Raw genomic sequence first — 24,616 nt, forward strand, 5'->3', positions numbered from 1 at the left:
CGGGTTGTCGTCAGGTTGTCAAGACATCGGATTTATTTCTGACGGGACGTCAGGGGGGTCCAGGGGGAACGCCGAGAGGACGCCGAAGGGGTGTCGAAGGGATGCCGAGGGTGGGCGCGGCGGTCGGGCACCGGGGCCGGCTGGGTGCCGGGGTTGGGCGCGGCCCGCCATCGGCCGCCGTGGTGGCTGCTGGAGAATGGGGGCATGAGCATCGTCAAGATCAACGTACTCACGGTTCCCGAAGAGCAGCGCGAGACGCTGGAGAAGCGGTTCGCCTCCCGTGCCGGCACGGTGGACAGCTCGGACGGGTTCGAGTGGTTCGAGCTGCTGCGTCCCGTGGAGGGCACCGACTCCTACCTCGTCTACACGCGCTGGCGCGCCGAGGAGGACTTCCAGAACTGGATGTCCGGCCGCGGCCAGGCCGCCCACCGCGACAACGCCGCCGCCGGCGGCGAGCGCCCGAAGCCCGCCGCGACGGACTCGACCCTGTGGACCTTCGAGGTGGTCCAGCAGGCCGCACCCAAGCAGGGCTGACGCGGACGGGGGCGCGCGGGTCGGGCGCTTGCGGGCGGCGCGGTTCAGGGCCGGTCACGGGCCGCCCGGTTGAGGACGGGTCGCGCGGCGACGCGAGCCGGGACCAATTGCAGGCGCCCGGCTCAGCACCGGTCGCGCGGCAACACGAGGCAGGACCTATCGCGGGCACGGCACCCAACCAGACCCGACCCGGAGGTGGCGCGCTTCGGGGCCACTTTGCGGGCGGCGCGAGTCAGGCCCAGTCACGAGCCGCACAGCTCAGGACCGGTCGCACAGCGGCCCGGTTCGGTACCGGCTACACGGCCGCGTGTTCCAAGACCGGTCATGGGCCGCCCGGCTCAGGACCAGGCTCGCGGCAACGCAAGTCACGCCCGGTCGCAGGCAGTCCGAGTCAGGACCACTGCCGGGCAACGCGAGTCACGGCCGGCCCCGGGCCGCCCCGATGAACGCCGTGATGAGGGCGGGGTCCTTGACCCCCCGGCTTTGCTCCACGCCGCTGGAGACGTCGATGCCCCAGGGTGAGGTGACGGTGACGGCCGCGCGTACGTTGTCCGGGGTCAGGCCGCCGGCGAGGAGCCACTTTTCTCCCGGAGCGGCCAGGGGTTTGGTCGACCAGTCCCAGGCGACTCCGGAGCCGGGGACGGGGGCGTCGAGGAGGAGGATGTCCTCGCCCATGTCGCCGTGGCGTGGGGCGGGTTCGCCGAAGGCTGTGGCGCGGATCAGTGTCCAGCCGGCCGTCGCTAGGTCGTCGTAGTAGGCGCGGTCCTCGGGGCCGTGCAGTTGGACGGCCCGGATCCCCGAGTCGGTGGCCAGGGACCGTACGTCCCGGAGGGGCTCGTCGCGGAAGACGCCGACCGTCAGGACGTTCTCCGGCACACGGGCGCACAGCCGCGCCGCCGTGGCCGCGTCGATGCGGCGCGGGCTGGCCGAGAAGACGAAGCCGATGGCGTCGGCACCCGCCTCGACGGCCGTGTCGACGTCCCGTTCGGTCTTCAGGCCACAGATCTTGATGAAGAGGGAGCTGCTCACCCCCTCAGCCTGCCGTATCCCGGGTCGGTTGCGCGGCGCCGGGTGCCGTCCCGTACCGGCGCAGCCACCACCGGTTGTGGAGATCCGGCCGAACGGCGGCGACATGATCCGCTTTTCTGGCCATTCCCCGTCCCGTTGAGCTAGAAATTCTCCGAACTCACATTGACCAGTGGGTTCTTGGTGTCACACCAGCCCGAGGGGAACCACGCAGTGACAACGCACGATCATGTCTTGCCCGGCCGGGACGGCCGCTCGACGCACCGGCTCAGATTCAGGTCCGCTTCCGGTTCCGGTTCCGGGGCACGGAAAGGCCTCAGCCGCTTGAGGATCACCGCCGCCGCCGTGACCGCACTCGTCGTCGCCGGGTCGGGGGCCCAGGCGACGGCCGCCCAGGCGGACCCGACGGCGGCGGCGAAGGCGACCGCCTCGACGGTCCCGCTGCCGGCCCCGCCGGTGCCGTCCCTCTCCTGGACCGACTGCCAGGGCGGCTTCGAATGCGCGAACGCCGACGTGCCGCTGGACTACCGGGCACCCGAGGGCCGCAAGATCACCCTCGCGGTGATCCGCAAGAAGGCCGCCGACCAGACGAAGCGCAAGGGCACGCTCTTCATGCAGCCCGGCGGACCGGGCAACTCCGGCGTGGACTTCGTCCGCGGCAACTACGACGACCTGCCGGCCGCCCTGCGCGACTCGTTCGACGTCTTCGGATACGACGTACGAGGCGTCGCGCGCAGCTCGGCGCTCGAGTGCTGGGACGACGCGCGCTACACCAAGGCCGTCACCGACGCGAAGGGCGCCCCGGGCCCCGACGCCTTCGGCCCGGCCCTGCGCGAGGCCGCCGAGTTCAACCAGGCCTGCACGGACAAGTCGGCCGACCTCCTGCCGTTCGTCGGCACCGAGTACGTCGCCCGTGACATCGACCTGCTCCGCCAGGCCCTGGGCGAGGAGCAACTCACCTATTACGGACGGTCGTTCGGCACGTACATCGGTACGGTCTACGCCGCCCTGTTCCCGAAGCGGGTGCGCGCCCTGGCCCTCGACGGTGCGTACGACCCGGTGCACTACGCCAACCAGCCGTACTCCTACGACAAGCCCCAGTACCTGGCCCTGGACGGCGCGATGAGCCGCTTCCTCGACTGGTGCAAGGCCGACCAGGCCACCTGCGGGTTCGGGGACGGCGACCCCCGGGCGGCGTTCGAGAAGCTCAAGCGCGACCTGGACGCCAACCCGGTGCCGACCGCGAGCGGCGGGCTGGCCAACGGCTACACCCTGGTCTACCGGCTGATGTTCAACATCAACGAGGGCAAGGTCATCTGGCCCGCGTTCGGCGAGGCCCTGCGCAAGGCCCAGCAGCGCGACAACACCTCGTTCCTGCTGCGCCCGCCGTCCCCGGGCAGCTTCGACTTCCTGGTCCCGAACGTGGTCGTCGAGTGCGTCGACAGGGACTACCCGCGCGACCAGGCCCTGCTGAAGCGGAACGTCACGGCCTACGCCAAGGCGGCACCGCTGCTCGGCCCGGCCATGGCCTTCGGCCCGCCGACGTACGACCACCAGCACGCCACGGCCTGCACCCAGTGGCCCGGCGAGCGCGTCAGCCGCTACGACGGCTCCTACCGTGCCAAGGGCTCCAAGCCGATCCTGGTCCTCGGCACCACCGGCGACCCGGACACCCCCTACCAGGACGCGGTGGCACTGTCCCTGCAGCTCGACAACGCCTCGCTGCTCACGTTCAAGGCAGAGGGCCACACCGCCTTCGGCCGGAGCGCCTGCGCGACGGACGCGGTCACGGGCTACCTGGTGGACCTGAAGGTCCCGGCCAAGGGCGCGACCTGCGCGGACGAGACCCAGCCGCCGACCGTCACGCCCAAGGTGGCCCCGCCCGGCACGACGCTCGGCGAGCTCCGCAACGGCGTCAACGAGCGCCTCGACCGGCTCGGCTCGCTGCGCTGACCCACCAGCCGGACCGACACTGACCGGCCGACACTGACCGACATCGGCCGACGTCGACCGACACCGATCGACGCCAGGGGCGTCGGGCCCTTCCCGGCCCGGCGCCCCTGGCGCGTCAATATCTGTGCCCGCGAAGTAAGAAATGAACACGACGCGCGATGAACATTCCTTCCTCGACAGGCAGAGCAGAATTATCCTCCGCACACGCCCGACCGCAGCGTGCTACTCTCGATCTCAGTTGCAGTTGTGGTTCCCGAAATCTTGAAGACGGGGCGATCATCACGCGACTCGGATTTCACAAGTTGTGGATTCCGACGCACCCCCGAAGGAGATTTGACATGGCTGCAGGCACCGTGAAGTGGTTCAACGCGGAAAAGGGCTTCGGCTTCATCGAGCAGGACGGCGGCGGCGCCGACGTCTTCGCCCACTACTCGAACATCGCCGCCCAGGGCTTCCGCGAGCTGCAGGAGGGCCAGAAGGTCACCTTCGACATCGCCCAGGGCCAGAAGGGCCCGACGGCCGAGAACATCGTTCCCGCCTGACGCTGACGCGTACTTCGCAGCTGGGGCCCGCACCTTGGGGTGCGGGCCCCAGCTCGCTGCATTCCAGAAAACCCGCACCCTCCCGCTCATCGGGAATGCTCGGACCGACGCTCCGGTTGACATACTGCCGGACCCTCCCGAACGGAATACCCGGCCACACCGCCGGAATATCGCCCCGCACTTCAGCGACGTATCCCGCGAGCATTCCCCGCCGATCCGATTCGGCCCCCCATTCTCTTCGGCTCGTTCTTGCAATTCTCTGCGCTGCTCATTTGCTGCGGGAATTCCTTGATACGCGCCTCATCAAGGAAGGTTCCGCATGAACCGCACACGCACGAACGACCGCTTCTCCCGCACCCGTTCGGGAGGATCCACCCGCACGGGCGGCTCGGGCTCCGGAAGGGGCGGCAGCTACTCCGGCGGCTACTCCGGTGGCTCGCGCCGCTCCGAGGGCGGCTACAGCCGTCAACGGTCGGCCCCGCAGGGCGAGTTCGCACTGCCGGTGACGACCACCCCCGCGCTGCCCGCCGTCGAGGCGTTCGCCGAGCTCGACATGCCGGCGCAGCTACTGGCCGCGCTCGGCCGGGAGGGCGTGACCGTGCCCTTCCCGATCCAGGCGGCGACCCTGCCGAACTCCCTCGCGGGCCGTGACGTACTCGGCCGTGGCCGCACCGGCTCCGGCAAGACCCTCGCGTTCGGTCTCGCGCTCCTCGCCCGTACGGCGGGACTGCGCGCCGAGCCGAGGCAGCCGCTGGCGCTCGTCCTCGTACCCACCCGCGAGCTGGCGCAGCAGGTCACCGACGCGCTCACCCCGTACGCCCGTTCCGTGTCGCTGCGGCTCGCCACCGTGGTCGGCGGGATGCCGATCGGGCGACAGGCCGGTGCGCTGCGCGCCGGTGCCGAGGTCGTCGTCGCCACGCCGGGCCGGCTCAAGGACCTCATCGAGCGCGGCGACTGCCGCCTCAACCAGGTCGCCATCACCGTCCTCGACGAGGCCGACCAGATGGCCGACATGGGCTTCATGCCGCAGGTGACCGAACTGCTCAACCAGGTGCGGCCCGAGGGCCAGCGGATGCTGTTCTCGGCCACGCTCGACCGCAACGTCGACCTGCTGGTCCGCCGCTACCTGGCCGACCCGGTGGTCCACTCCGTCGACCCGTCCCAGGGCGCGGTCACCACGATGGAGCACCACGTCCTCCACGTGCACGGCGCGGACAAGCACCGGACGACCACCGAGATCGCGGCGCGCGACGGCCGGGTCCTCATGTTCCTGGACACCAAGCACGCGGTGGACCGGCTGACCGAGCACCTGCTGAACAGCGGTGTCCGGGCCGCGGCCCTGCACGGCGGCAAGTCCCAGCCGCAGCGCACGCGGACGCTGACCCAGTTCAAGACCGGGCACGTCACGGTGCTGGTGGCGACCAACGTCGCGGCCCGCGGCATCCACGTCGACAACCTCGACCTGGTCGTGAACGTCGACCCGCCCAGCGACCACAAGGACTACCTGCACCGCGGAGGCCGTACGGCCCGCGCGGGCGAGTCCGGCAGCGTCGTCACGCTGGTGACCCCCAACCAGCGCCGTGAGATGAGCCGGCTGATGGCCGCCGCGGGCATCACCCCGCAGACCACTCAAGTGCGTTCGGGCGAGGCGGAGTTGAACCGCATCACCGGCGCCCAGGCTCCCTCGGGCGTGCCGGTCGTCATCACCGCTCCGGTCGTGGACCGCCCGCGGCGCGGCGCCTCCACGTCGTCCCGGGGCCGTCGGGGCCGTACGGGCGGCAAGGGCCGCTCGACCGGCGAGGCCCGCCGCACTCCGCAGCGACCGTCCGCCGCCGGCGCGGCGGCCTAGGTCCTGGCACCGCGTTCCCGTCGTTCGCCGGAAGGCGGCCCGGGCCGCGTCCGGTACGTACTCCCGGCGGACACCGGGAGAGCGTGCCGGGCGTTGCCCGGCGTTCTCGCGCTCTCCCGCCGATCGGCCCCCGGCCGGCCCGTGCCGGTCCCCCTGGTCTTTCCTCTCCTCCCTCCCCACCCCTCCCTTCCCTGTGAGGCATCATGCGCTGCGTCATCGCCCGGTTCCCGTTCGACCTCGACAAGAGCGGGGTCCTGGACTCGATGAAGGGCGTCAAGCCCGAGGCCATCACGGGCGAGTCCGTGATCATCGGCCGCCGCCACTACCCCGTCAAGCAGGTGGGCGAGGTCATCACCCGGCAGGACCGCCGTGACTTCACCAGCGGCGAGGTCGTACGGGCCATGACCCGGCTCGGCTTCACCTGCCAGGCCGGCCCCGCGCCCGAGCCCGCCCCGGTCGCCGCCACACCGCTCCAGACCGCGTCGGCGCTGCTCGGCAGCCCGGCCCCGGCCCCCGCTCCGGCCCCCCTGGGCCTGTGACGGCCGACGCGAGCCGACACCGGCACGCAGCACCCCCCGGCTGACGCCGGGAACATCGATGAGGGCCCTGCCGACGCGCGTCGGCAGGGCCCTCATCGTCTTTTGCGGAACGTGTCGCTTCTGTTGAGCGTGTCGGATACGGCTCTGTTGAGCGTGTCGGATTCGGCGGTTCAGTGGTCGGAGTAGCTGACGTCGCCCACGGTCCAGGCGCTGACGTCCTCGATCGCGACGCGGTACATCCCGCCCGTCTCGGGAATCCCGATGTTGCCCTGGAGGATCCGGGCGAGGTGGAAGTGCAGATACGCGGGTGGCTCGCCGGGGCCGCCACGGTCGCCGCCCTCCTGACCGCCATCTGTCGGCTCGGCGCCGAAAACCGCGGAGAACGGGCCCAGGCGGTCCGAGTCGTTCAGGACCTCCGACACCCGCTCCCTCCACACGGCCTCCGGAGCGAGCCGGCCGGTGATGACGGCACCGCCGACCACCACGGTCAGCGACATCTGATTGCTCTGCCCGGACTCCACGAGGGCGGAGATGTCCACGAGGAGCCGGTCGGGGTTCGTCATGGAAGCCGAGTCTATTCAGCGGCGCGCCCGGCCTCACCCGCACGGCCCCGCCCCGGCCCCGCCCGGTAACACCCGCCTCGGCCCCGGCGTCACCGGGTGTTACCGGCCGTCACTGCGGACCGCAGAATACCTACGCCTCAAGCGAACCGAAATCTACTCTCGCCAGAGTAGACATTGGCCCGCGTCGTGGTTAGTGTTTCTCTCGTAGACAAGGTCGAGAGAGACCCGGCAGACACGAACTGGCGGGTAGAAGACGACAGTTCCACCACAGGTCCCGAGAAAGAACGGAAGGAGCAGACGCCATCAGGATCGCCCGGCCAGGGCAACATCCGGCCGGGTACCGCAAGACCCCGGAATGGAAGGTGGTCCCCGGTCACGCATTCGCGATCCCCGCATACCCGCCCGTCTCCCGGGCCGGACTGCGGAAACAGAAGGTCGGCGCAGCAGTAGAGCCGACAGATGGTGTTCAATTTCCTTCGGGGCCCTGGTGCCGTACGGCACCAGGGCCCCTCGACGCGTTGGTCAACGAGGTGACATGACAGCAGATACTCCGCTCAGCGGTCGTCTGGACGACGACGACTACCCCGCGTACACGATGGGCCGGGCAGCAGAAATGCTCGGCACCACCCCGGGTTTCCTCCGGGCCATCGGCGAGGCACGGCTGATCACTCCGCTCCGCTCCGAAGGCGGACACCGGCGGTACTCCCGCTACCAGCTACGGATCGCCGCGCGCGCCCGCGAACTCGTCGACCAGGGGACCCCTGTCGAAGCCGCCTGCCGCATCGTCATCCTTGAGGACCAGCTCGAGGAAGCACAGCGCATCAACGCCGAGTACCGCCGCGCCGCGAACGAGACACCCGAGACTCCCGCCTGAGTGGGTCGGAGGCCAGCTCGCGGAGAATGCGGCTCAGGTCGTCCGGAGCCGCCGCGAGACGGACGGGGGTGCCCGCGTCGTCGAGTTCGGCGATGTGCCAGCCGCTCGGGACGGTGTCGCCGTCGCCGCCCCGGACGCGCCGCACTTCCTTGACGGCAAGCCGCTCCACCGGCACCGGCTTCGCCGCGAACCTCCCCGGTCCGGGGTGGGGCGTCACCGCGAGCGGCCCGCCGCCGAGGACGACATGGGTGCCGAAGCCGTACGGGTTGTAGTCGGTGTGCTCCAGAAAGCGGGCGGCCAGGAACACGTCGTCCTCGGCCTCGCCCGCCTCCTCCTCGGCGAACCAGCCGGCCTCGCCCGTACCTCTCGCCACTCCCGTCGCTTCCGACACTCCCGTCACTTCCATCACTTCCGTGACTCCGGTCGCGTCGATCTCTCCGGGTGTACGGACACGGGTGGCGCGCCACGCCCATACGAGGAAGGCCAGGGTGGCCGCCGATCCCGTAGCCGCCCAGGTGATCGCCACGGGATCGGTGAGCAGGGTCGTGGGGTGGAGGTGGGCGAGCGGCAGCAGCCACAGGGCCGTGCCGACGAGCGCGCCCGCGAACGGCACGGCCGAGGGGAGGACCTCGTCGTCGGGCAGCCGGCGCCCGCGCAGTCGGAGCAGCACCCGGGCGGCGGGGTAGCCCGCGGCCAGCAGGCACACGGCCGCGACGACGGCCAGGTCTCCGGAGGCGGGAACGTGCAGGCGGTACACCTGACGCTCGCCGACGACCTCCCGCACCTCACCGCGCCAGACGGTGAGTTCGACGCTGTCGCCGGGCCCGAACATCCTGGCGCCGTCCGACGAGACCGCGAGCCGCTCCATCGGCCGGCCGTCGACGAAGTACAGCCAACTGCCCTTGCTCCTGGACCGGGTGGCCTCGGTCCGTGCGATCACGGCGGTCAGGGTGGTCAGGCACTCGTCGCGCTCCGCGGCGGGCGTCCCGGCGGTGCACGGGGTGGCTGAGCGCCACGCCCGCTCCCCCGACGCGGTGCTCGGCACGAACGAGGCGGCCAGGCCCGCGCCCCCGAGCAGCAGCAGGCACAGGGCCAGTGACCCGGCCCAGCCGCGCCCGGCGGTGCGGTACGAGACGACGGGGACGTGGTCCGACTCCGGCGTTCCGTGGAGCCGGTGCAGCGCACGGAACGCGTCCAGTTTCGCGTCGAAGTCCGGATCGTCGTAGGACCAGCTCCGCGGCAGCGGAAGGAGCAGCTTGCGTCCGTCGCGCAGCAACAGGCTGACGCCACGGGTGTCCTGGACCCGGGGAGTGTTCGCGTACTTCAGGCGTACGCGCAGGTCGGCGATGTCGCTCCAGCGCAGGCTCCGGCGGCGCAGCAGCGTCCAGGAGTGCACGCCGTACGAGTCGGCGCGTACCCGGGCGGTCGCCTTGTACAACGCCCAGCCGCCCACCGGCACGAGAAGCAGGCCGATGCCCAGCACCACGCCCGGGCCCCCGTACGCCAGACGCACCACGGCCGCGCCCGCACCGGCCGCCCCCAGCCCGGCGAAGAACCACAGGACGCGTCTTCCGAAGGGGCGGCAGATCACTTCCCGCACATCGGTCATGCCCGACACCCTGTCACCGCCCGTCCGGCGCCCGCCTGTGCCGGATGCGGCAGTGTTCGGGCCGGTGACGCTGCCGACCGGGGCCGCCCGCCGTGTGCTGGGGCCAGCACCACCGCCGGTCCGCAAGCCAGCCCCATCGTGCGGTCCGCGCCCCGCCGACATCCTGGGAACAGCAGAGCGGCGGGGCGGAAGGACGAGGTGGGCGGCCGTGGCCGCGGCCCCTGCGCCTCCATCGCGCGAGGCCGCGCAGCGTCGATTCGTACGACCAGGGGGAACCGACCATGCACTCACGCATCCTGACCGTCGCACTCGCGGCGTCCGCCTTACTCACCCTGACCGGTGTCGCCACGCCCGCGAGCGCCACCGCCGGGAGGGGCACACCGTCGCTGGAGGGCGTCTGGCAGATGGACGGTTACGGCACGGCGGTCGCCGTGAACGGCCGCCGCCTGACGACGTACGACACCACCGCCGTCAGCTGTCTGCCGGGCACCATGAAGGGCGAGCAGCGGGGGCACACGGCCGCGGACGGCAGTCGCCGCTTCCCCGTGTTCGGCGGGGCGGTCGACGTCACCGTCACTCCGCGGGGCGATGAGACCGCGCGGCTGCGGATCGCCTCCAGCGCGGGGGTCCGTACGCTGCACCGGGTGGCCGCGCTCCCCGACCGGTGCGCGAAGAAGCCCGCCGCCGATCCCCGCGCGGTCTTCGACGTCTTCTGGCGGACCTACGCCGAGAACTACCCCTTCTTCGCCGCCAAGCACATCGACTGGCAGGCCGTCCGCGACCGCTACCGGCCCCGTGTCGGCAAGGACACGACCGACGACGAACTCTTCGCCGTCCTGCGGGAGATGATCGAGCCCCTCCACGACGCGCACACCTCGCTGTCGGACGGGAAGGACCGGGAGTTCGGAGGCCTGCGGCCCGACACACCGCCGCACGGACCCGAGGACCTCGCCCGGATCGACACGGCCGTCGCGAAGGCGGTCGGGGTACCGCTGCGGCAGTACGCGGGCGGGGCACTGTCGTTCGCCCGCCTCCCGGAGGGCACCGGATATCTGCGCATCACCCGCTTCGTGGGCTACACCGAAGAGGAGTCGTACGCGAAGTGGGAGGCGGAGCTGGACGCGGCTCTGGACAGGATTCCGTGGAAGAGGCTGACCGGGCTGGTCCTGGACGTCCGGCTGAACGGCGGCGGCGCCGACCCGCTGGCGCTGCGCGTCATCTCCCGGCTGACGGACCGTCCGTACACCGCGTACACCAAGTACGCCCGTAACGACCCCCGGGACCCGACCCGGTTCACGCCCGGGCAGCCGATCACGGTACGGCCGCACCACGGGCTCCGCTTCACCGGACCGGTCGCGGTCCTCACCGGCCCGCTGGCGGTCAGCGCGGCCGAGACCTTCACCCAGGCGCTGATGGCACGCAGCCCGGAGCCCGTACGGATCGGGCAGAACACCCAGGGCGTCTTCTCCGACACCATGGACCGCACCCTGCCGAACGGCTGGAGCTTCGCAGTGCCCAACGAGGAGTTCCGTACGGCCGACGGCACCACCTTCGACGGGCCCGGCATCCCACCGCACCACCGCACCCCGGTCTTCACCGAGGAGGAGTTCGAACAGGGCCGCGACAGCGCCCTGACAAAGGCACGGGAACTGCTGCGCCACCGGGACCGGTAGGGCGTGACGGACCGGTGGGCCGTCCTCGGTCCCACCGGTCCGTGCCGCGGTACGTGAATTGGGTGCCCGTCAGATGTCGAACTCCTCGTCGCGGGTCTCCGGGAGGGCCAGCAGGCACAGGAGGCTCAGCAGGCAGAGGGTGCCGGTGTAGAAGCCGAGGACCAGTGGTGATTCCCAGTGGCTGTTCAGCCAGGTGGCGACGAGCGGGGCGAAGCCGCCGCCGAGGGTGTTGGCGAGGATGAAGGCCGCGGAGGCGCCGGTGTAGCGCAGCCGGGCGGGGAACAGTTCGGGGAGGAAGGCCGCCACCGGGGAGAACATCAGCGCCAGGAACATCAGGCCGACCGTGTACGCGCCGGTGATGACCAGCCCGTTGCGCGAACTCAGGGAGGCGTACATGGGCACCGCCCACACCACGCAGCCGACGGCTCCGGTCAGCATCACCGGGCGCCGGCCGATCCGGTCGGACAGCCTGGCGACCGGGAGGGTGATGGCGATTCCGGCCGCCGCGCCGATGCTCGCGGCCGTCAGCATCGTGTTCTGGGGGATGCCGAGTTCCTTCGGCCCGTACGAGATGCTGTAGACGATCGTCAGGTAGTAGACGGCCGAGCCGCCGATCGCCGCGCCCGTGCCGAGCAGCAGTCGGCGGGGGTACCGCTTGAGAAGCACGCCCAGCGGAAAGCGGGATCCCGACTCCGGCGTCGATTCCGGTGCCTTTGACCGCGGTCGCGTCGTGCGGTCCGCCGTCGCGCTGAACACCGGCGACTCCGAGACCGTCGTACGCACCCACAGGCCGATCACGACGAGCACGGTGCTGAGCAGGAACGGGATGCGCCAGGCCCACTCGACGAATCCGTCCCGGCCCACGATGTTCAGGGTGGGCAGGATGACGGCGGTGGAGAGCAGGAAGCCGAGCGAGGGGCCGGCCTGCGGGATGGACGCGTACAGCGCGCGGCGGCCGGGCGGTGCGTGTTCCGCGGCGAGGAGCACCGCGCCGCCCCACTCGCCGCCCATGCTGATGCCCTGGAGCAGACGGAGCGTCACCAGCAGTACGGGGGCGAGGAGCCCGGCGGTCTCGTACGTGGGCAGCAGTCCTACGCCGACCGTGGCCACGCCCATCAGGAGGAGCGAGGCGACCAGGGCCCGTCGGCGGCCCAGCCGGTCACCGATCGTGCCGAACAGGACGACGCCCAGGGGGCGGGAGAGGAAGGCCGCGGCGAACGTGAGGAACGCGGCCAAGGAGGAGACGGTGGCGTTGCCCGAGGGGAAGAAGGCGGGGCCGAGGACGAGTGCGCTCGCGGTGCCGTACACCGCGAAGTCGTAGTACTCGATCGTGGTGCCGACCAGGCTGGCGACGGCGACCCGTGGGGCCTCGGTCCTCGCCGCCGGCGGAGGGGACGCGGCCGGTCTTGGGCCGACGGTCACGGGAGCGGTCTTGGACGGTAAATCAGGCATGGGGAGTCACTTCCGGTACGCCCGGGCCACACGGTCCGGGTGCAGATGGGGGGACGGCCTCGCATGAAACACGTTCCGGAGCGCGCCTGTCACCCTAAGCCCGGAAATTCAATTTCGACAAGGAAGCCCGAAAGAAAAACCACACGTCCGAATAGCCGAACGCGCGCGAGAATTGTCTGCCATTTACACGTGACATCCGTAGTAAAGCGTCCGATGCGGCCATGCGCGGGGGCAGACCTCCTCAATGCGCATAGAGCACACCACACGCGCCACCTCGCCATTTGCCGCCCAACACCCCACGAACAGCACCCTCCTGCGGCGTCAACCCCGCCATACCTGTCAAATCACTGTCAATATTCATTCCCGAACCCGCATAAAAATTTGCCGGTGATCACGCCTTGCCAACGGCCGATTACGCGTGAATGCTGATGGCCGACTGAACTTGAAAGTTCTACGACCATCGTTTTTCGGACATGGAGACCGCAACAGGATGTCGCGGTTCGGCTTTCTTAAATGCGGCCTCCGGGCTGGGAAGGCGCATTACCCATGCTGAAAACTGGCAAGCTATTACGCTTGAGAAGACTTTCGCTCGCGGGTGACGACCGGCACCTGCTCGTACCGCTCGACCACAGCGTTTCGGACGGCCCGATCGTCCCCGCCGACAAGTGGGACGACCTGCTGCGCGCACTGGTGGCCGGCGGGGCCGACGGGATCATCGTCCACAAAGGGCGGGCGAGCGCCCTCCCGCCGGACATCCTGAAGAGTTGCGCCCTGGTGGTGCACCTGAGCGCCAGCACCGCCCGCTCCGCCGACGTCCACGCCAAGGTGCTGGTCGCCGATGTCGAGGAGGCGCTGCGGCTCGGCGCCGACGCGGTCAGCGTCCACGTGAACATCGGCTCGGACACCGAGGCCCAGCAGCTCGCCGACCTGGGGGCGGTGGCCCGTTCCTGCGACGTGTGGGGCATGCCCCTGATCGCGATGGTCTACCCCCGCGGCCCCCGCATCGAGGATCCGCGCGACCCCGCTCTCCTCGCCCATCTCGCCAACGTCGCCGCCGACCTGGGCGCGGACATGGTGAAGACCTCCGTCGCGCTGCCGATCGACCGGATGGCCGAGGTGGTGGCCAACAGCCCGATCCCCGTGCTCGCGGCCGGCGGTCCGCCGGACGGCTCCGACCTGGTCGAGTACGGGGCCGCCGTGATGGCCACCGGCTGCGGGGGGCTGGCCATCGGTCGCCGGATCTTCTCGGCCCCCTCGCCCGCCGCGCTGGTCTCCCGGCTCTCCGCGGTCGTGCACGGCGGCGGCAACACCCTCTCGGATGACATGAGCATGACTAACTACTCGACGATCGTGGCAGGAGTCGCATGAGGTTCGCATGGATCGATCTCCGTGAGGTCCCCCGTCCGCAGCTCCAGGCGGTGGTGGACGCGGCCGTCCACAGCCGGATGGCCGGAGTCGTGGCCACCGACGCCGAGTTACTCGGGACGCTGCCGCCGACGGTCACCAGGGTGCTGGTGACGGGCGCTTCGGGCCCTGCCGCCGCGAAGAAGCCCGGAGACAGGCCCGAGGCCAAGCCCGGCGACAAGGAGGTGAAGGGTTCCGGGGGTGCGAAGGATGCCAACCTCCCCTCCGGAAAGGGCAGTTCTCCTGCCGGCACCGGAATCGACCTCCTGCTGCGGAAGTTCGGCACCCAGGAGGAGCTGGACGCCCTCGCCGCCGACAACCGTGCGGCCGGCGGCACCGGCAACACCGGTGGTCCCGATGGCACGCCCGCCGCCGGGTTCATCGACGTACGGGACGACCGCACCCTGACGCTGTCCTGCGCGGGCGCAATGGCGTTGCCGTACACCGTCATCCACTTCGCCGATCCGACCAAGATCCCGCTGGAGATCGTGCTCGCCGCGGCGGAGTCCGCCGAGGGCAAGCTGGTGACCGTCGTCGACGGTCTGGAGGAGGCGGCCATCGTCTTCGACGTCCTCGAACGCGGCTCGGACGGCATCCTGTTCACGCCCCGCAGTGCAGACGAAGTGTTCGCGCTGGCACGGCTGTTGGAGGCGACGACCCCCCAACTGGAGCTGTCCACCCTGACCGTGGAGAGCATCCGGCACGTCGGGCTCGGCGACCGGGTCTGCGTGGACACCTGCTCGCACTTCGAGGAGGACGAGGGCATCCTCGTCGGCTCGTACTCCTCCGGGTTCGTGCTGTGCTGCAGCGAGACGCACCCCCTGCCGTACATGCCGACCAGGCCGTTCCGGGTCAACGCCGGTGCCCTGCACTCGTACACGCTCGGGCCCGACAACCGCACCAGCTACCTCAGCGAGGTCGGTTCCGGCAGTGTCCTGCTCGGGGTCGGCGCCGACGGCCGCACCCGGCGGGTCGTGGTCGGCCGCGCCAAGCTGGAGTCCCGGCCGCTGCTTGAGATCCGTACCCACGCCGAGGACGGACGGCTGGTCAGTCTGACCGTGCAGGACGACTGGCACGTACGGGTGCTCGGCCCGGGCGGGAAGGTCCTCAACGTCACCGAACTGCGGACCGGCGACGAACTGCTCGGCTATCTGGCCACGGACAAGCGCCATGTGGGCCTGCCCATCGGCGAGTTCTGCAAGGAGGTCTGATGGGCGGCGGCCTGAGAGACCCCCTGAGAGAAAGCGACCTGTCCGGTGGTCCCGTGGACGTCGACGGGATGGGTTCCCTGGTCCGGCGGCTGCTCGATGCGCGGGACGACGCTCTGCCGTATCTGACGCATCAACAGGAGACCGTTACGCGGGGCGAGTTACGGGAACGGGTGGCCAAGCAGGCCGCCGTGTTCGCCGGGTTCGGTATCGGGCCGGGCAGCGCCGTCGGTCTGCGCACTCCCCCCAGCTTCACCCAGGTCGAGGTGCTGCTCGCGCTGTGGCGGCTGGGCGCCCAGGTGATGCTCTTCGACTTCCGGCTCAAACCGGCCGAGGTGGCGGCGCTCTGCGCGTCCTGCCGGCCGCAGTTCATGGTCCGGGCGGGCTCCAACGTCCAGGCGACCTTCGGCTTCCGGCCCGAGTACGAGGTCGTCACCGAGTGCCGCGGAACGGGGCGGCCCGCTGCCACCGGGCACCGGCTGGTCCAGTTCAGCTCCGGCTCCACCGGGCGGCCCAAGGTGATCGGCAGGACCGCCGCCTCGCTCGCCGCCGAGGTGGACCGGTTCGCCGGGATCGGCGGGATGCCGGGCGAGGGCGACCGCGTACTGCTGCTCAGTTCGACGGCGCACAGTTTCGGCCTCGTCGCCGGGCTGCTGCACTCCCTGGCGGCCGGCGTCTCCGTCGTCTTCGCGCCCCGGATATCCGCCCGCGACCTCCTGCGCACCGCCGTGGACCACCGGGTCACCGCCGTGTTCGGGGTGCCGATGCACTACGAACTGCTCGCCGCCGCCGTCGATCCCCCCGAACTGCCCGACCTGCGGGTCGCGGTGTCGGGCGGCGAGCTGATGCCGCCGGACGTCGCCGCCCGGTTCACCGAGCGGTACGGGGTGCCGGTCGGCGAGTCCTACGGCACCACCGAGAGCGGGGTGGTCGCCATGGACGTCGGCGGCACGCTGCGGCCGTCGGTCGGCCCGGCCGCACCGGGCATGGTCGTACAGGTGCGGCGGGGCGAACTGGACGTCGCCCTCGACGAGTCGCCGTACCTCTTCGACTCCGGCGGTACGCAGTACGCGGACGGCTGGCTGCGTACGCGGGACCGGGCCTCGGTCGACGGCACCGGGGCCGTGCGGGTGTACGGCCGTGCCGACTCCCTCGTCGTGATCGGCGGTCTCAAGGTGGATCTCACCGAGGTCGAGAACGTGTTGCGGGAGCATCCCGCGGTTGAGCAGGCGGTTGTCGTTCACGACGGGGTGACCGAGGCGTATGTCGTGACGGGCGCCGCCACTTCCTCCGAGGAGTTGCTGCGGTGGTCTCGGGAGCGGTTGGCCGACTACAAGTTGCCCCGGGTGGTCCGGCTGTTGGATGCGTTGCCGCGTACTTCCAACGGGAAGTTGGTGCGCCAGCCTGCGATGTTGCGTGAACGCTCCGCTGGGTGAGGCGGGGTATGGACGGTCGTTTGTCGGCTGCTGGCCCGTTGTGGCTTGTCGCGCAGTTCCCCGCGCCCCTTTGGGGCGCTCTACCCCTCACTGGAGATTTTGATCATGAGTACGTCTGTCCTGGAAGACGAGATCCGTGAGTTCGTGCTCGGCACCGTAATCGACGAGATGAACATCCTGATGAGCCGTGACGGCATCACCGACGAGAGTCCCGTGACCGTCGGTGGGTTGGATCTGGACTCGTTGAGTCTGATCGAGCTCACGTTGCGGCTGGAGACGCGGTTCGGTGTGGAGATACCGGACACCGACATCGAGCCGCTGGCCTCGCTGACCCTCGGCTCCCTCGTCGCCGAGATCGTCCGACGCGGTGCGAAGGCATGAGTACGGGGGCCACGGCGCGCGACGCACGTGAGGGGGAGCCCGTGCCCGCGCTCTCGCCTCTCACCACCGACACCGTCCGTGAGCTGCTGGCGGATCGCAAGATCTTTCCCGGTGTACCCGACGAGCTCGGTGAGGACACCGAACTCATCCTGGATTCCCTGGGGTTGGTGTGGCTGCTTCACGTGGTGGAGGAGCGGTTCGGGGTGGTCGTGGAGCCCACCTATGAGGACATCGCCGGGTTCACCTCGCTGCGGCGGCTCACCGAGTATCTGAGCGCGGCGCAGGCGGGCCGCCTGGAAGGGGGTCCCGATGAGCGGTGAGGTGACCGTTACCGGGTTCGGTGTGCGTACCGCGTTCGGTGTGGGGGCCGATGCCTTGCGGCGGGGGGTTTTTGCGGGGGTTCCTTCGTTCACGGCTACGACCCGGTTCGATACCGGGCCTTATCGTACGGCGGTGGCGGGGGCGGCGGTTGACGGTCCCGGGGGTGTTGAGGGCTGGGCCCTTCGGCACGCCCTTGCCGAGTGTGGCGCCGAGGCCCTGTCCATGGCGGGGCTTGCCCCAGGGGCTGAGGCTGCCGTGTTGCTCGGTGTGGCCGGGGATCATACGAGTGTTACTCGGTATTGGCGGGGCGCCGGGTCGGATGTGGGGTGCGGGTCGGTCGTGGATGGGTGCGCGGTTCCTCGCGCCCCTGAAAAGACACCGGTGCGCGGGAGCTCCACGGAAGTGGAGCAAGTTGCCGATGCCGTTCCCGCTCGGTTGACCGAACTCCTCGCCGGGGAGCTCGGGTTGGTCGGGCCCCGGCTCACCTTCACCAATGCCTGTGTCGCCTCCGCTGCCGCGGTCATTCATGGCTGTCGGCTGATCTCCTCCGGGCGGATCGACGTGGCCGTCTGTGGGGGTGGCTATCTGGTGGAGGAGGAGACGTTCGGGAAGTTCGATTCCGGGCGGGCGCTGTCGCGGGACGGGATGGTGCGGCCGTTCAGTGCGGACCGGAGTGGGCTGTTGCTCGGCGACGGTGTGGCGGTCGTCGTGCTGGAGTCCGCCGAGCACGCCCGGCGTCGCGGGGCCCGGTCGCTGGCCGGCGTCGTGGGCTGGGGGGCGGCCTCCGACGCCCACCACATCGCCCAGCCGCACCCGGAAGGTGTCGGACTCGCCCGCGCGGCCCGGCAGGCGATGCGGCTCGCCGGCGACCCGGACGGGACCACCCTCGACTACGTCAACGCCCATGGCACCGGCACCAAGTACAACGACGGCGCCGAGACCCGCGGGCTCCGGGCCGCCTTCCCCGAGCGGGCCGAGTCGATACCGGTCAGCTCCACCAAGAGCACGACCGGCCATCTCCTGGAGGCGGCGGGCGTCGTGGAGTTCGTGATCACGATGCTGGCCCTGACGGACGGCGTGCTGCCGCCGACCGCCGGATACACCGCGCCCGACCCGGAGTGCGACCTCGACTACGTGCCGAACGAGCCGCGCGGGACCGATGCCCGCCGGGCCCTCACCATCAACGCCGCCTTCGGAGGCGCCAACACCGCACTCGTCCTGGAGCGGCCGTGACCCCGACCGAGAGCACCACGACCACGGCCGAGAACACCCGCAAGACCGTGCTGCGTTCGTCCCTCGGCATCCTTTCCACGGCCACCGCCACCCACGGCACCGGGCGGGACGGCGACATCCCGCTGCCGAGACTCCCCGGCTTCGTGGAGTCGGCCTTCAGCCCGCTCGCCTACGAGGCCGCCCGGCTGTGCCTCGCCGAACGGCCCGGGGACGGTTCGCGTACCGCGGTCGCACTGGCCAGTACGGCCGGCGATACCACCACCGCGGATCTCGCCAGTCGGCGCATGGTCTCGGGGCGGGTCCACAACCCGCTGCTGTTCATGCAGGCCACCCCCAACTCCGTACTGGGCTATCTGAGCCGGGAGTTCGGGATCACCGGTCAGATGTTCAGCCTCTCCACCCTCGACGACCCTGTGACCGAACTGCTCTCCATGGCCGACCTCCTCCTGGAGGACCCGGAGGTGGACCGGGTCCTGGTGCTGGGCGTTGAGCTGGGCGGCAGCGAGCGGCTGACCGCCATGTACGAGGAACTGGCCGACAGCCACGGTCATCCGGCCCCAGCCCCGACCTCGGCCCTTCCTGCGGACGCCGGACTCGCGGCGGCGGTCCTGCTCGGCCGTCCCGGCACCGGAACACCGGTCTCGGTCCGGTCGGCAGAGGCGTACGAAGGCGACGGCGGGACCGGCGCCGACGGAACCGGCACACGTGTGCAACCCGGCAGCATCCAGAGCCTGTTCGACCTGGTCGGGCTCCACCGGCGGCTGCTGCGGGAGGGCGGCAGCCATGTCCTGGTGACCGACCCGCGGGCGCCCGCATTCACCCTCACCGTCACCGCCGACACCGACGCAAGGAACGAGACGGAGACCCATGCTCATCAGTAGACAGGAGCGGGCGCGGATCTGCTCCGACACCGAACTCGGCGCCGGCAACATACTGGAGCGCCTGACCGCGTACGGCCGACCGCTCGACGAACCCGTGCTCTGGACGGACGGCGGCTGGCGGGCGCCGGACGGCAGTCGGCCCGAGGTGCTGACGCTCGGGCAGCTGAACGAGGCGGTCGAGACGTACGCGGGCTGGTACGCCGCCCAGGGTGTGCGGCCCCGCGACCCGGTCGCCGTGCACTCCTACTCCAGCACCGAGTTCGCGGTGAACTTCCTGGCGCTGACGGCTCTCGGAGCCGTTCCGTCGTTCGTCAACGGCAATCTGCCTCCCGAGACCGCCCGGGAGTACGTACGACGGCAGGGTGCGGTCGGCGCCTTCACCGACCGCGAGCACCACGACGTGCTGTCGGCGGCGAAGGGGGCAGAGGGAGCGGACGGAGCGGAGGCTACGGAAGGGCTCGGCTTCTGCGTGACCGCCGACGACATCCGCCCGGAGCACCGCGAGTTGCTCCCCTCCTCCTATCCGTACCGGCACGACCCCACCGATCCGGTGCTCATCTCGCACTCCTCCGGAACCACCGGGATGCCAAAGGGAGTTCCGCACACCCACCGGACACTGATGTACGCGCAGGTGCACCGGCTGCGCTACTCCACCGGCACCGACATGGCACGCACGCTGGTGGGGCTGCCGGGCGCGCACAACGCCATGGTGGCGACGCTGCTGTACTGCCTCCTGCTGCGCACGGACATCAAGCTGCTCTCCAGCCAGCGGGGCGCCCAAGTGCTGGACGCCATCGAGGAGTTCGGGCCCACCACCGTGCTGGCCTTCGCCGGGACCTTCGGCGAGATGGCCGCCGAGACGCTGGAGGACCGTGATCTGTCGAGCGTGCAGGTGTGGTTCAACACCGGGGACGCGGCCCACGAGGCGCACATCCGGGCCCTCGTCCGGCACGGCAGCCACCAGACGATGGGCAAGGACCTGCGGCGCGTACGGGTCGAGGGGTCCGTCTTCGTGGACGGGCTCGGCTCGTCGGAGGCCGGCTACTCCGTCTTCCACAACCGGCACACCAAGGACACCTCGGCGTACTCGCGCTGTGTCGGCAAGCCCATCAGCTTCGCCGAGGCCGCCGTGCTCGCCGAGGACGGCACCCCGCTGCCGCCCGGCCGGATCGGCCGCCTCGGCCTCAAGTCGCCCACTCTCACGCCCGGTTACTGGAACGACTCGCTGACCTGGAACCGTATGCGGCTGGGCGGCTACTGGCTCACGGGGGACCTCGCCCAGCAGGACGAGGAGGGCAACTTCTACCACCTGGACCGGGCCCCGGACGCCGTCCGCACCCGCGACGGCATCCTCTTCAGCACCCGCACCGAGGAACTCCTGCTGCGGGAGCTGCCCGAGCTGGCCGACTGCACGGTCGTCGGGGTCGCCCCCGAGGGCGTACGGGCCGACTGGGACGGCGACGGCGAGGCCGAGGCGTACGCGCTGCTCCAACTCGCGGACGAGACCACGGAGAACGAGACCGCCGAGGACAGCGGCGACGAGGTGTGGACCGCGCGGGTCAACGCCGTTCTCGTACGCGCCGGATTCCCCCCGGTCACCCGCGCCCTGCGCATGAAGCCCGACGACGTGGCCAAGGGTGCCACCGGCAAGGTCCTGAAACGCGTGATGCGCGACCGGTTCGCCGCCAGGGGGCAGCTGTGAGTGCCGACGAGGTCAACCAGCGTGCGCAGACGGTGGAGGCGTACCGGCTGTGGTGGCAGCACGACGCCCACTGGTACCAGGGGGTGGCGAGCCGGTTCGGGCAGCAGGTCGCCAATGAGATCAACGCGGAGGCGCTGCGCAAGGTCGCCGTCCACGTCGGGCAGCGCGTCGGCCGCCGGTCCGGGCCGCTCCCCGACAGCGGTGACAACGGCAAGGACCTGGAGGAGCTGCGCCGCCGCTACGACGAGTGCGGCGACCGGATGTTCCCCCGGGAGCTGCGCAACGCCTCCACCGAGGTCGAGGACGCGGGCGGGAGCGGGAGCAACAACAAGGACGGTGGCGAGGGCGAGGGCCTGATCGTGCTCACGCTGCGGCGGAACTTCGCCATCACCATGGTCCGGATGGCCGGTTCGCTGGAGGGCTACCGGTGCCCGTGCACCGACATCCACGCGGGCTGGTCCGAGGGGCTCGGCGTGACCCTGACGGAGAACCGGGCCGAGAGCTGTCTGCGCGACGGCGACAAGGCATGCCGACTGCTGATGCGAGTCGCCACTCCTGTCGCTGCCCCTGCTCCCGCCTCCTCCCCCGCCACGGAGGGCTGAGCCGTGCGCGTACTTGTCGCCGGGGCCACCGGAGTGGTCGGACATCCGCTGGTGGGCGCGTTGCGGGCGCGAGGGCATGAAGTCAGCGCGCTGGTACGGGAGGAGTCGCGGGCCCGGGCTCCGGAGGCGGACGCGGTCGTGGTCGCCGACGCCCTGGACCGGGAGGGCCTGCTGTCCGCGGTGTCGGCCGCCCGGCCCGAGGTGGTCGTCCACCAGATGACGGCGTTGCGGCTGCTGACCGCCGACCCCGTGGAGGCCTTCGCGCTGACCGCGCGGCTGCGGACCGAGGGGACCGCCCATCTCGTCGCGGCGGCCCGTGCGGCCGGTGCGCGGCGGCTGATCGCGCAGTCCGTCGCCTTCGCCGCCGCCCCGGTCGGGGACCCCGTCCTCGACGAGGACGCGCCGCTGTACGTGGACGCCCCGGACGCCGGCTGGGCCGCCACCGTACGGGCCGTCGCCGAGCTGGAGCGGCAGGTCCTGGGCGGAGGACCGGATCTCGCGGGCGTGGTGCTGCGCTACGGCACCTTGTACGGACCCGGAACCGGGTACGCCCGTATCGGCGGGACCGGCCAACGGGTGTTGACCGGGAAGTTTCCGCTGCCCGAGGGCGGATCCGGGATCACCTCGTTCGTGCATGTGGTGGACGCCGTGGGGGCGGCCGTGGCGGCGGTCGAGTCGGAGGCCACCGGCGTCTTCCACGTGACCGACGACGATCCGGCCCCGGCCGCGCAGTGGCTGCCGCACTTCGCCCGCACGCTGGGCGGCCCGCCCCCGCGGACGATTCCGGCGGCCCTCGCGCCCCGGCTCCTCGGCTGGTTCATGACCCACCAGCTCACCGCGGCGCGGGGCGCGGCGAACGACCGGGCCCGTACGGAACTGGGCTGGAAGCCGCTGCGGCCGAGCTGGCGCGACGGGCTGGGCCGGGAATGACCGGCCCCGGTGACGCCATCAGCCTGTGCGTGATCGGCGCCGGTCCGCGCGGCCTCTCGGTCCTGGAGCGGATCTGCGCCAACGCGGACCGGGCCGCCCGCCCGGTCGCCGTCCACCTCGTCGACCCGTACCCGCCCGGCGCGGGCGCGGTGTGGCGTACCGACCAGCCGGGCGAGCTGCTGATGAACACGGTCGCCTCCCAGGTGACCCTGTTCACCGACGACAGCGTGGACTGCGCGGGGCCGTCGGTGCCGGGCCCGAGCCTGTACGAGTGGGCGCGCACCCTGGGGCCCGAGGCGTACCCGGACCGGGTCCTGGCGGAGGCGCGGCGGCTCGGCCCGGACACCTATCCGACCCGTGCCTTCCACGGCCACTACCTGGAGTGGGTCTTCCGGCATCTCTTACGCACCGCCCCTCCCGGGGTGACGGTCCACACGCACCGGGCGACCGCGGTCGCGCTGGCGGACACCCCGGACGGGCGGCAGACGGTGACGCTGGCGGGTGGCGGTCAACTGGCCGGGCTGGACTCGGTGGTGCTGGCGCTCGGCCACGGCGACCTGACCCCGAGCCCGGAGGAGCAGGCGTTGACCGCCTTCGCCGACCGGCACGGCTCGCTCTACGTGCGGCCCGCCAACCCTGCCGACGCCGACCTGAGCGGAATCGCGCCGGGAGCATCCGTTGCCCTGCGCGGCCTGGGGCTGAACTTCTTCGACTGCGTGGCGCTGCTCACCGAGGGCCGCGGCGGCACCTTCAAGGAGAGCCAGTCCGGCCTGGTGTACCTCCCGAGCGGCAACGAGCCTGTGCTGTACGCCGGTTCGCGCCGCGGAGTCCCGTACCACGCACGCGGTGAGAACGAGAAGGGCGCGCTCGGCCGCCATCACCCCCGCTTCCTGACCCCCGAGGTCATCGCCGGGCTGCGGCGACGCGCGGACGACGGTCGCCCCGTCTCCTTCCGCGACGACATCTGGCCGCTGATCGACCGCGAGGTGCGGACCGTCTACGACGAGGCCTGGACCGACCGGTACGGGGTGCCGCCCGCCGAGCCGTGGGACTGGCGGCGGATCGAACGGCCCTACAGCGAGCGGGACTTCACCGGTCGGGACGACTTCCGGCACTGGCTGCTCGAGTATCTGCGGCGGGATGTCGCCGAGGCCCGGCTGGGCAATGTGAGCGGGCCGACGAAGGCCGCGCTGGACGCCCTGCGGGATCTGCGCAACGAGATACGGCTCGTGGTCGACCACGGCGGGGTGTCCGGCGCGTCGTACCGGGCCGAACTGGACGGCTGGTACACGCCGTTGAACGCTTACACCTCGATCGGCCCGCCCGCCTTCCGCATCGAGCAGCTCATCGCGCTCATCGAGGCCGAGGTGGTGCATGTGCTCGGCCCGGGGATGCGCGTACGGCCCTCCGCGCGCGACGGCGGCTTCCTCGTGGACGCCGAGCAGGTGCCCGAACCCCCGGTGCTGGTCAGCGCGCTCGTCGAGGCGCGGCTGCCCGTCGTCGATCTGCGACGGAGTGCCGATCCCCTGCTGCGGGGGCTGCTGGCGGCCGGTGACTGCGTCCCGTACCGGCTGGACGGCCGGGAGACGGGCGGCCTCGCGGTGACGAGGAACCCGCCTCGGCTGGTGGACGCGGCCGGCCGGGCACACCCGCGCCGGTTCGCCTTCGGGGTGCCGACGGAGGGGGTGCGCTGGGTGACGGCGGTCGGCATCCGGCCGGGCGTCGGCTCGGTGACGCTGGAGGACTCGGACGCGATCGCGCGGGCGGCGCTGATGCTGCCGGAGGCGAGCGAGGTTCCCATGTCGGAAGCCCCGCCGCCGGACGTGACTTTGACAGTCCGTCAGATACATCGGGCACATCTGGCACACCAGCCATCAGACGAAGAAAGCCGAGGAGCGTGAACG

General features: G+C 71.1%; 22 protein-coding genes. 18 read left to right on the forward strand and 4 right to left on the reverse strand.

Annotated elements, in window-relative coordinates; genetic code table 11:
* Positions 1–204 precede the first annotated feature (204 nt).
* Positions 205–534: an antibiotic biosynthesis monooxygenase family protein gene (locus ACN20J_RS23930; RefSeq protein WP_361890237.1), complete on the forward strand. Its 330-nt coding sequence runs from the start codon at positions 205–207 to the stop codon at positions 532–534.
* A 417-nt stretch (positions 535–951) separates the two neighbouring features.
* On the opposite strand, the gene ACN20J_RS23935 is transcribed toward ACN20J_RS23930, so the two are convergent.
* Positions 952–1,563, reverse strand: coding sequence for a phosphoribosylanthranilate isomerase (locus tag ACN20J_RS23935; protein WP_419666750.1), 612 nt, complete (start codon positions 1,561–1,563; stop codon positions 952–954).
* A gap of 321 nt (positions 1,564–1,884) precedes the next feature.
* Between ACN20J_RS23935 and ACN20J_RS23940 the strand changes: the two genes are divergently transcribed.
* The 4 genes from ACN20J_RS23940 (at position 1,885) to ACN20J_RS23955 (ending at position 6,443) form a co-directional block, all read left to right on the forward strand.
* Positions 1,885–3,513, forward strand: a complete 1,629-nt coding sequence (locus tag ACN20J_RS23940; protein WP_419666751.1) for an alpha/beta hydrolase — start codon at positions 1,885–1,887, stop codon at positions 3,511–3,513.
* Positions 3,514–3,851: 338 nt separating this feature from the next.
* A complete protein-coding gene (locus tag ACN20J_RS23945; RefSeq protein ID WP_055611897.1) occupies positions 3,852–4,055 on the forward strand; it encodes a cold-shock protein in 204 nt (67 codons plus the stop codon).
* 319 nt (positions 4,056–4,374) lie between these two features.
* Positions 4,375–5,904 carry a DEAD/DEAH box helicase gene (locus tag ACN20J_RS23950; RefSeq protein WP_189843974.1) on the forward strand — a complete coding sequence of 510 codons (1,530 nt, stop codon included), beginning with the start codon at positions 4,375–4,377 and terminating at the stop codon, positions 5,902–5,904.
* A 203-nt stretch (positions 5,905–6,107) separates the two neighbouring features.
* Positions 6,108–6,443, forward strand: a complete 336-nt coding sequence (locus ACN20J_RS23955; protein WP_189843973.1) for an SCO5918 family protein — start codon at positions 6,108–6,110, stop codon at positions 6,441–6,443.
* Between the two features lie 170 nt (positions 6,444–6,613).
* Here ACN20J_RS23955 and ACN20J_RS23960 read toward each other — a convergent pair whose 3' ends face one another.
* Positions 6,614–7,006: a hypothetical protein gene (locus tag ACN20J_RS23960; RefSeq protein ID WP_189843972.1), complete on the reverse strand. Its 393-nt coding sequence runs from the start codon at positions 7,004–7,006 to the stop codon at positions 6,614–6,616.
* Positions 7,007–7,541: 535 nt separating this feature from the next.
* On the opposite strand from ACN20J_RS23960, the gene ACN20J_RS23965 reads away from it, so the two are divergent.
* Positions 7,542–7,880 (forward strand): MerR family transcriptional regulator, encoded by a 339-nt coding sequence (locus tag ACN20J_RS23965; RefSeq protein ID WP_055618087.1) that lies wholly within the window; start codon positions 7,542–7,544, stop codon positions 7,878–7,880.
* Here the strand turns inward: ACN20J_RS23965 and ACN20J_RS23970 are convergent.
* Entirely contained in the window at positions 7,828–9,489 is a 1,662-nt protein-coding gene (locus ACN20J_RS23970; RefSeq protein WP_419666752.1) for a PH domain-containing protein, read from the reverse strand. The genes ACN20J_RS23965 and ACN20J_RS23970 overlap by 53 nt on opposite strands.
* 281 nt (positions 9,490–9,770) lie before the next feature.
* Between ACN20J_RS23970 and ACN20J_RS23975 the strand changes: the two genes are divergently transcribed.
* Positions 9,771–11,162, forward strand: a complete 1,392-nt coding sequence (locus ACN20J_RS23975) for a S41 family peptidase (protein WP_419666753.1) — start codon at positions 9,771–9,773, stop codon at positions 11,160–11,162.
* A 69-nt stretch (positions 11,163–11,231) separates the two neighbouring features.
* Here ACN20J_RS23975 and ACN20J_RS23980 read toward each other — a convergent pair whose 3' ends face one another.
* Complete coding sequence (locus ACN20J_RS23980; protein WP_419666754.1) at positions 11,232–12,614, reverse strand: MFS transporter; 1,383 nt, start codon at positions 12,612–12,614, stop codon at positions 11,232–11,234.
* Between the two features lie 546 nt (positions 12,615–13,160).
* Between ACN20J_RS23980 and ACN20J_RS23985 the strand changes: the two genes are divergently transcribed.
* The 11 genes from ACN20J_RS23985 to ACN20J_RS24035 all read left to right on the forward strand — a co-directional run bounded on the left by ACN20J_RS23985 (position 13,161) and on the right by ACN20J_RS24035 (position 24,613).
* Positions 13,161–13,982 (forward strand): 2-amino-3,7-dideoxy-D-threo-hept-6-ulosonate synthase, encoded by an 822-nt coding sequence (locus ACN20J_RS23985; protein WP_364187728.1) that lies wholly within the window; start codon positions 13,161–13,163, stop codon positions 13,980–13,982.
* Positions 13,979–15,229, forward strand: a complete 1,251-nt coding sequence (locus ACN20J_RS23990) for a 3-dehydroquinate synthase II family protein (RefSeq protein ID WP_419666755.1) — start codon at positions 13,979–13,981, stop codon at positions 15,227–15,229. Before ACN20J_RS23985 ends, ACN20J_RS23990 begins: the two co-directional genes overlap by 4 nt.
* A gap of 68 nt (positions 15,230–15,297) precedes the next feature.
* Positions 15,298–16,662 carry a class I adenylate-forming enzyme family protein gene (locus ACN20J_RS23995; protein ID WP_419668940.1) on the forward strand — a complete coding sequence of 455 codons (1,365 nt, stop codon included), beginning with the start codon at positions 15,298–15,300 and terminating at the stop codon, positions 16,660–16,662.
* A gap of 105 nt (positions 16,663–16,767) precedes the next feature.
* Entirely contained in the window at positions 16,768–17,043 is a 276-nt protein-coding gene (locus tag ACN20J_RS24000) for an acyl carrier protein (protein ID WP_189843965.1), read from the forward strand.
* Complete coding sequence (locus ACN20J_RS24005; protein WP_419666756.1) at positions 17,040–17,363, forward strand: acyl carrier protein; 324 nt, start codon at positions 17,040–17,042, stop codon at positions 17,361–17,363. Before ACN20J_RS24000 ends, ACN20J_RS24005 begins: the two co-directional genes overlap by 4 nt.
* Entirely contained in the window at positions 17,353–18,597 is a 1,245-nt protein-coding gene (locus ACN20J_RS24010; RefSeq protein ID WP_419666757.1) for a beta-ketoacyl-[acyl-carrier-protein] synthase family protein, read from the forward strand. Before ACN20J_RS24005 ends, ACN20J_RS24010 begins: the two co-directional genes overlap by 11 nt.
* Positions 18,594–19,478 carry a hypothetical protein gene (locus ACN20J_RS24015; RefSeq protein WP_419666758.1) on the forward strand — a complete coding sequence of 295 codons (885 nt, stop codon included), beginning with the start codon at positions 18,594–18,596 and terminating at the stop codon, positions 19,476–19,478. Before ACN20J_RS24010 ends, ACN20J_RS24015 begins: the two co-directional genes overlap by 4 nt.
* The gene (locus ACN20J_RS24020; RefSeq protein WP_361991921.1) at positions 19,465–21,180 is read left to right on the forward strand and encodes a class I adenylate-forming enzyme family protein; all 1,716 of its coding nucleotides are present in this window, start codon (positions 19,465–19,467) and stop codon (positions 21,178–21,180) included. The genes ACN20J_RS24015 and ACN20J_RS24020 overlap by 14 nt, the downstream gene beginning before the upstream one ends.
* Entirely contained in the window at positions 21,177–21,782 is a 606-nt protein-coding gene (locus ACN20J_RS24025) for a hypothetical protein (protein ID WP_419666759.1), read from the forward strand. The genes ACN20J_RS24020 and ACN20J_RS24025 overlap by 4 nt, the downstream gene beginning before the upstream one ends.
* Before the next feature lie 3 nt (positions 21,783–21,785).
* Entirely contained in the window at positions 21,786–22,712 is a 927-nt protein-coding gene (locus tag ACN20J_RS24030; RefSeq protein ID WP_419666760.1) for an NAD-dependent epimerase/dehydratase family protein, read from the forward strand.
* Complete coding sequence (locus ACN20J_RS24035) at positions 22,709–24,613, forward strand: FAD/NAD(P)-binding protein (RefSeq protein ID WP_419666761.1); 1,905 nt, start codon at positions 22,709–22,711, stop codon at positions 24,611–24,613. Before ACN20J_RS24030 ends, ACN20J_RS24035 begins: the two co-directional genes overlap by 4 nt.
* Positions 24,614–24,616: the final 3 nt, after the last annotated feature.

Origin of the sequence: Streptomyces sp. 2-1, from assembly GCF_048564895.1 — a bacterium.
Taxonomy (GTDB): domain Bacteria; phylum Actinomycetota; class Actinomycetes; order Streptomycetales; family Streptomycetaceae; genus Streptomyces; species Streptomyces phaeochromogenes.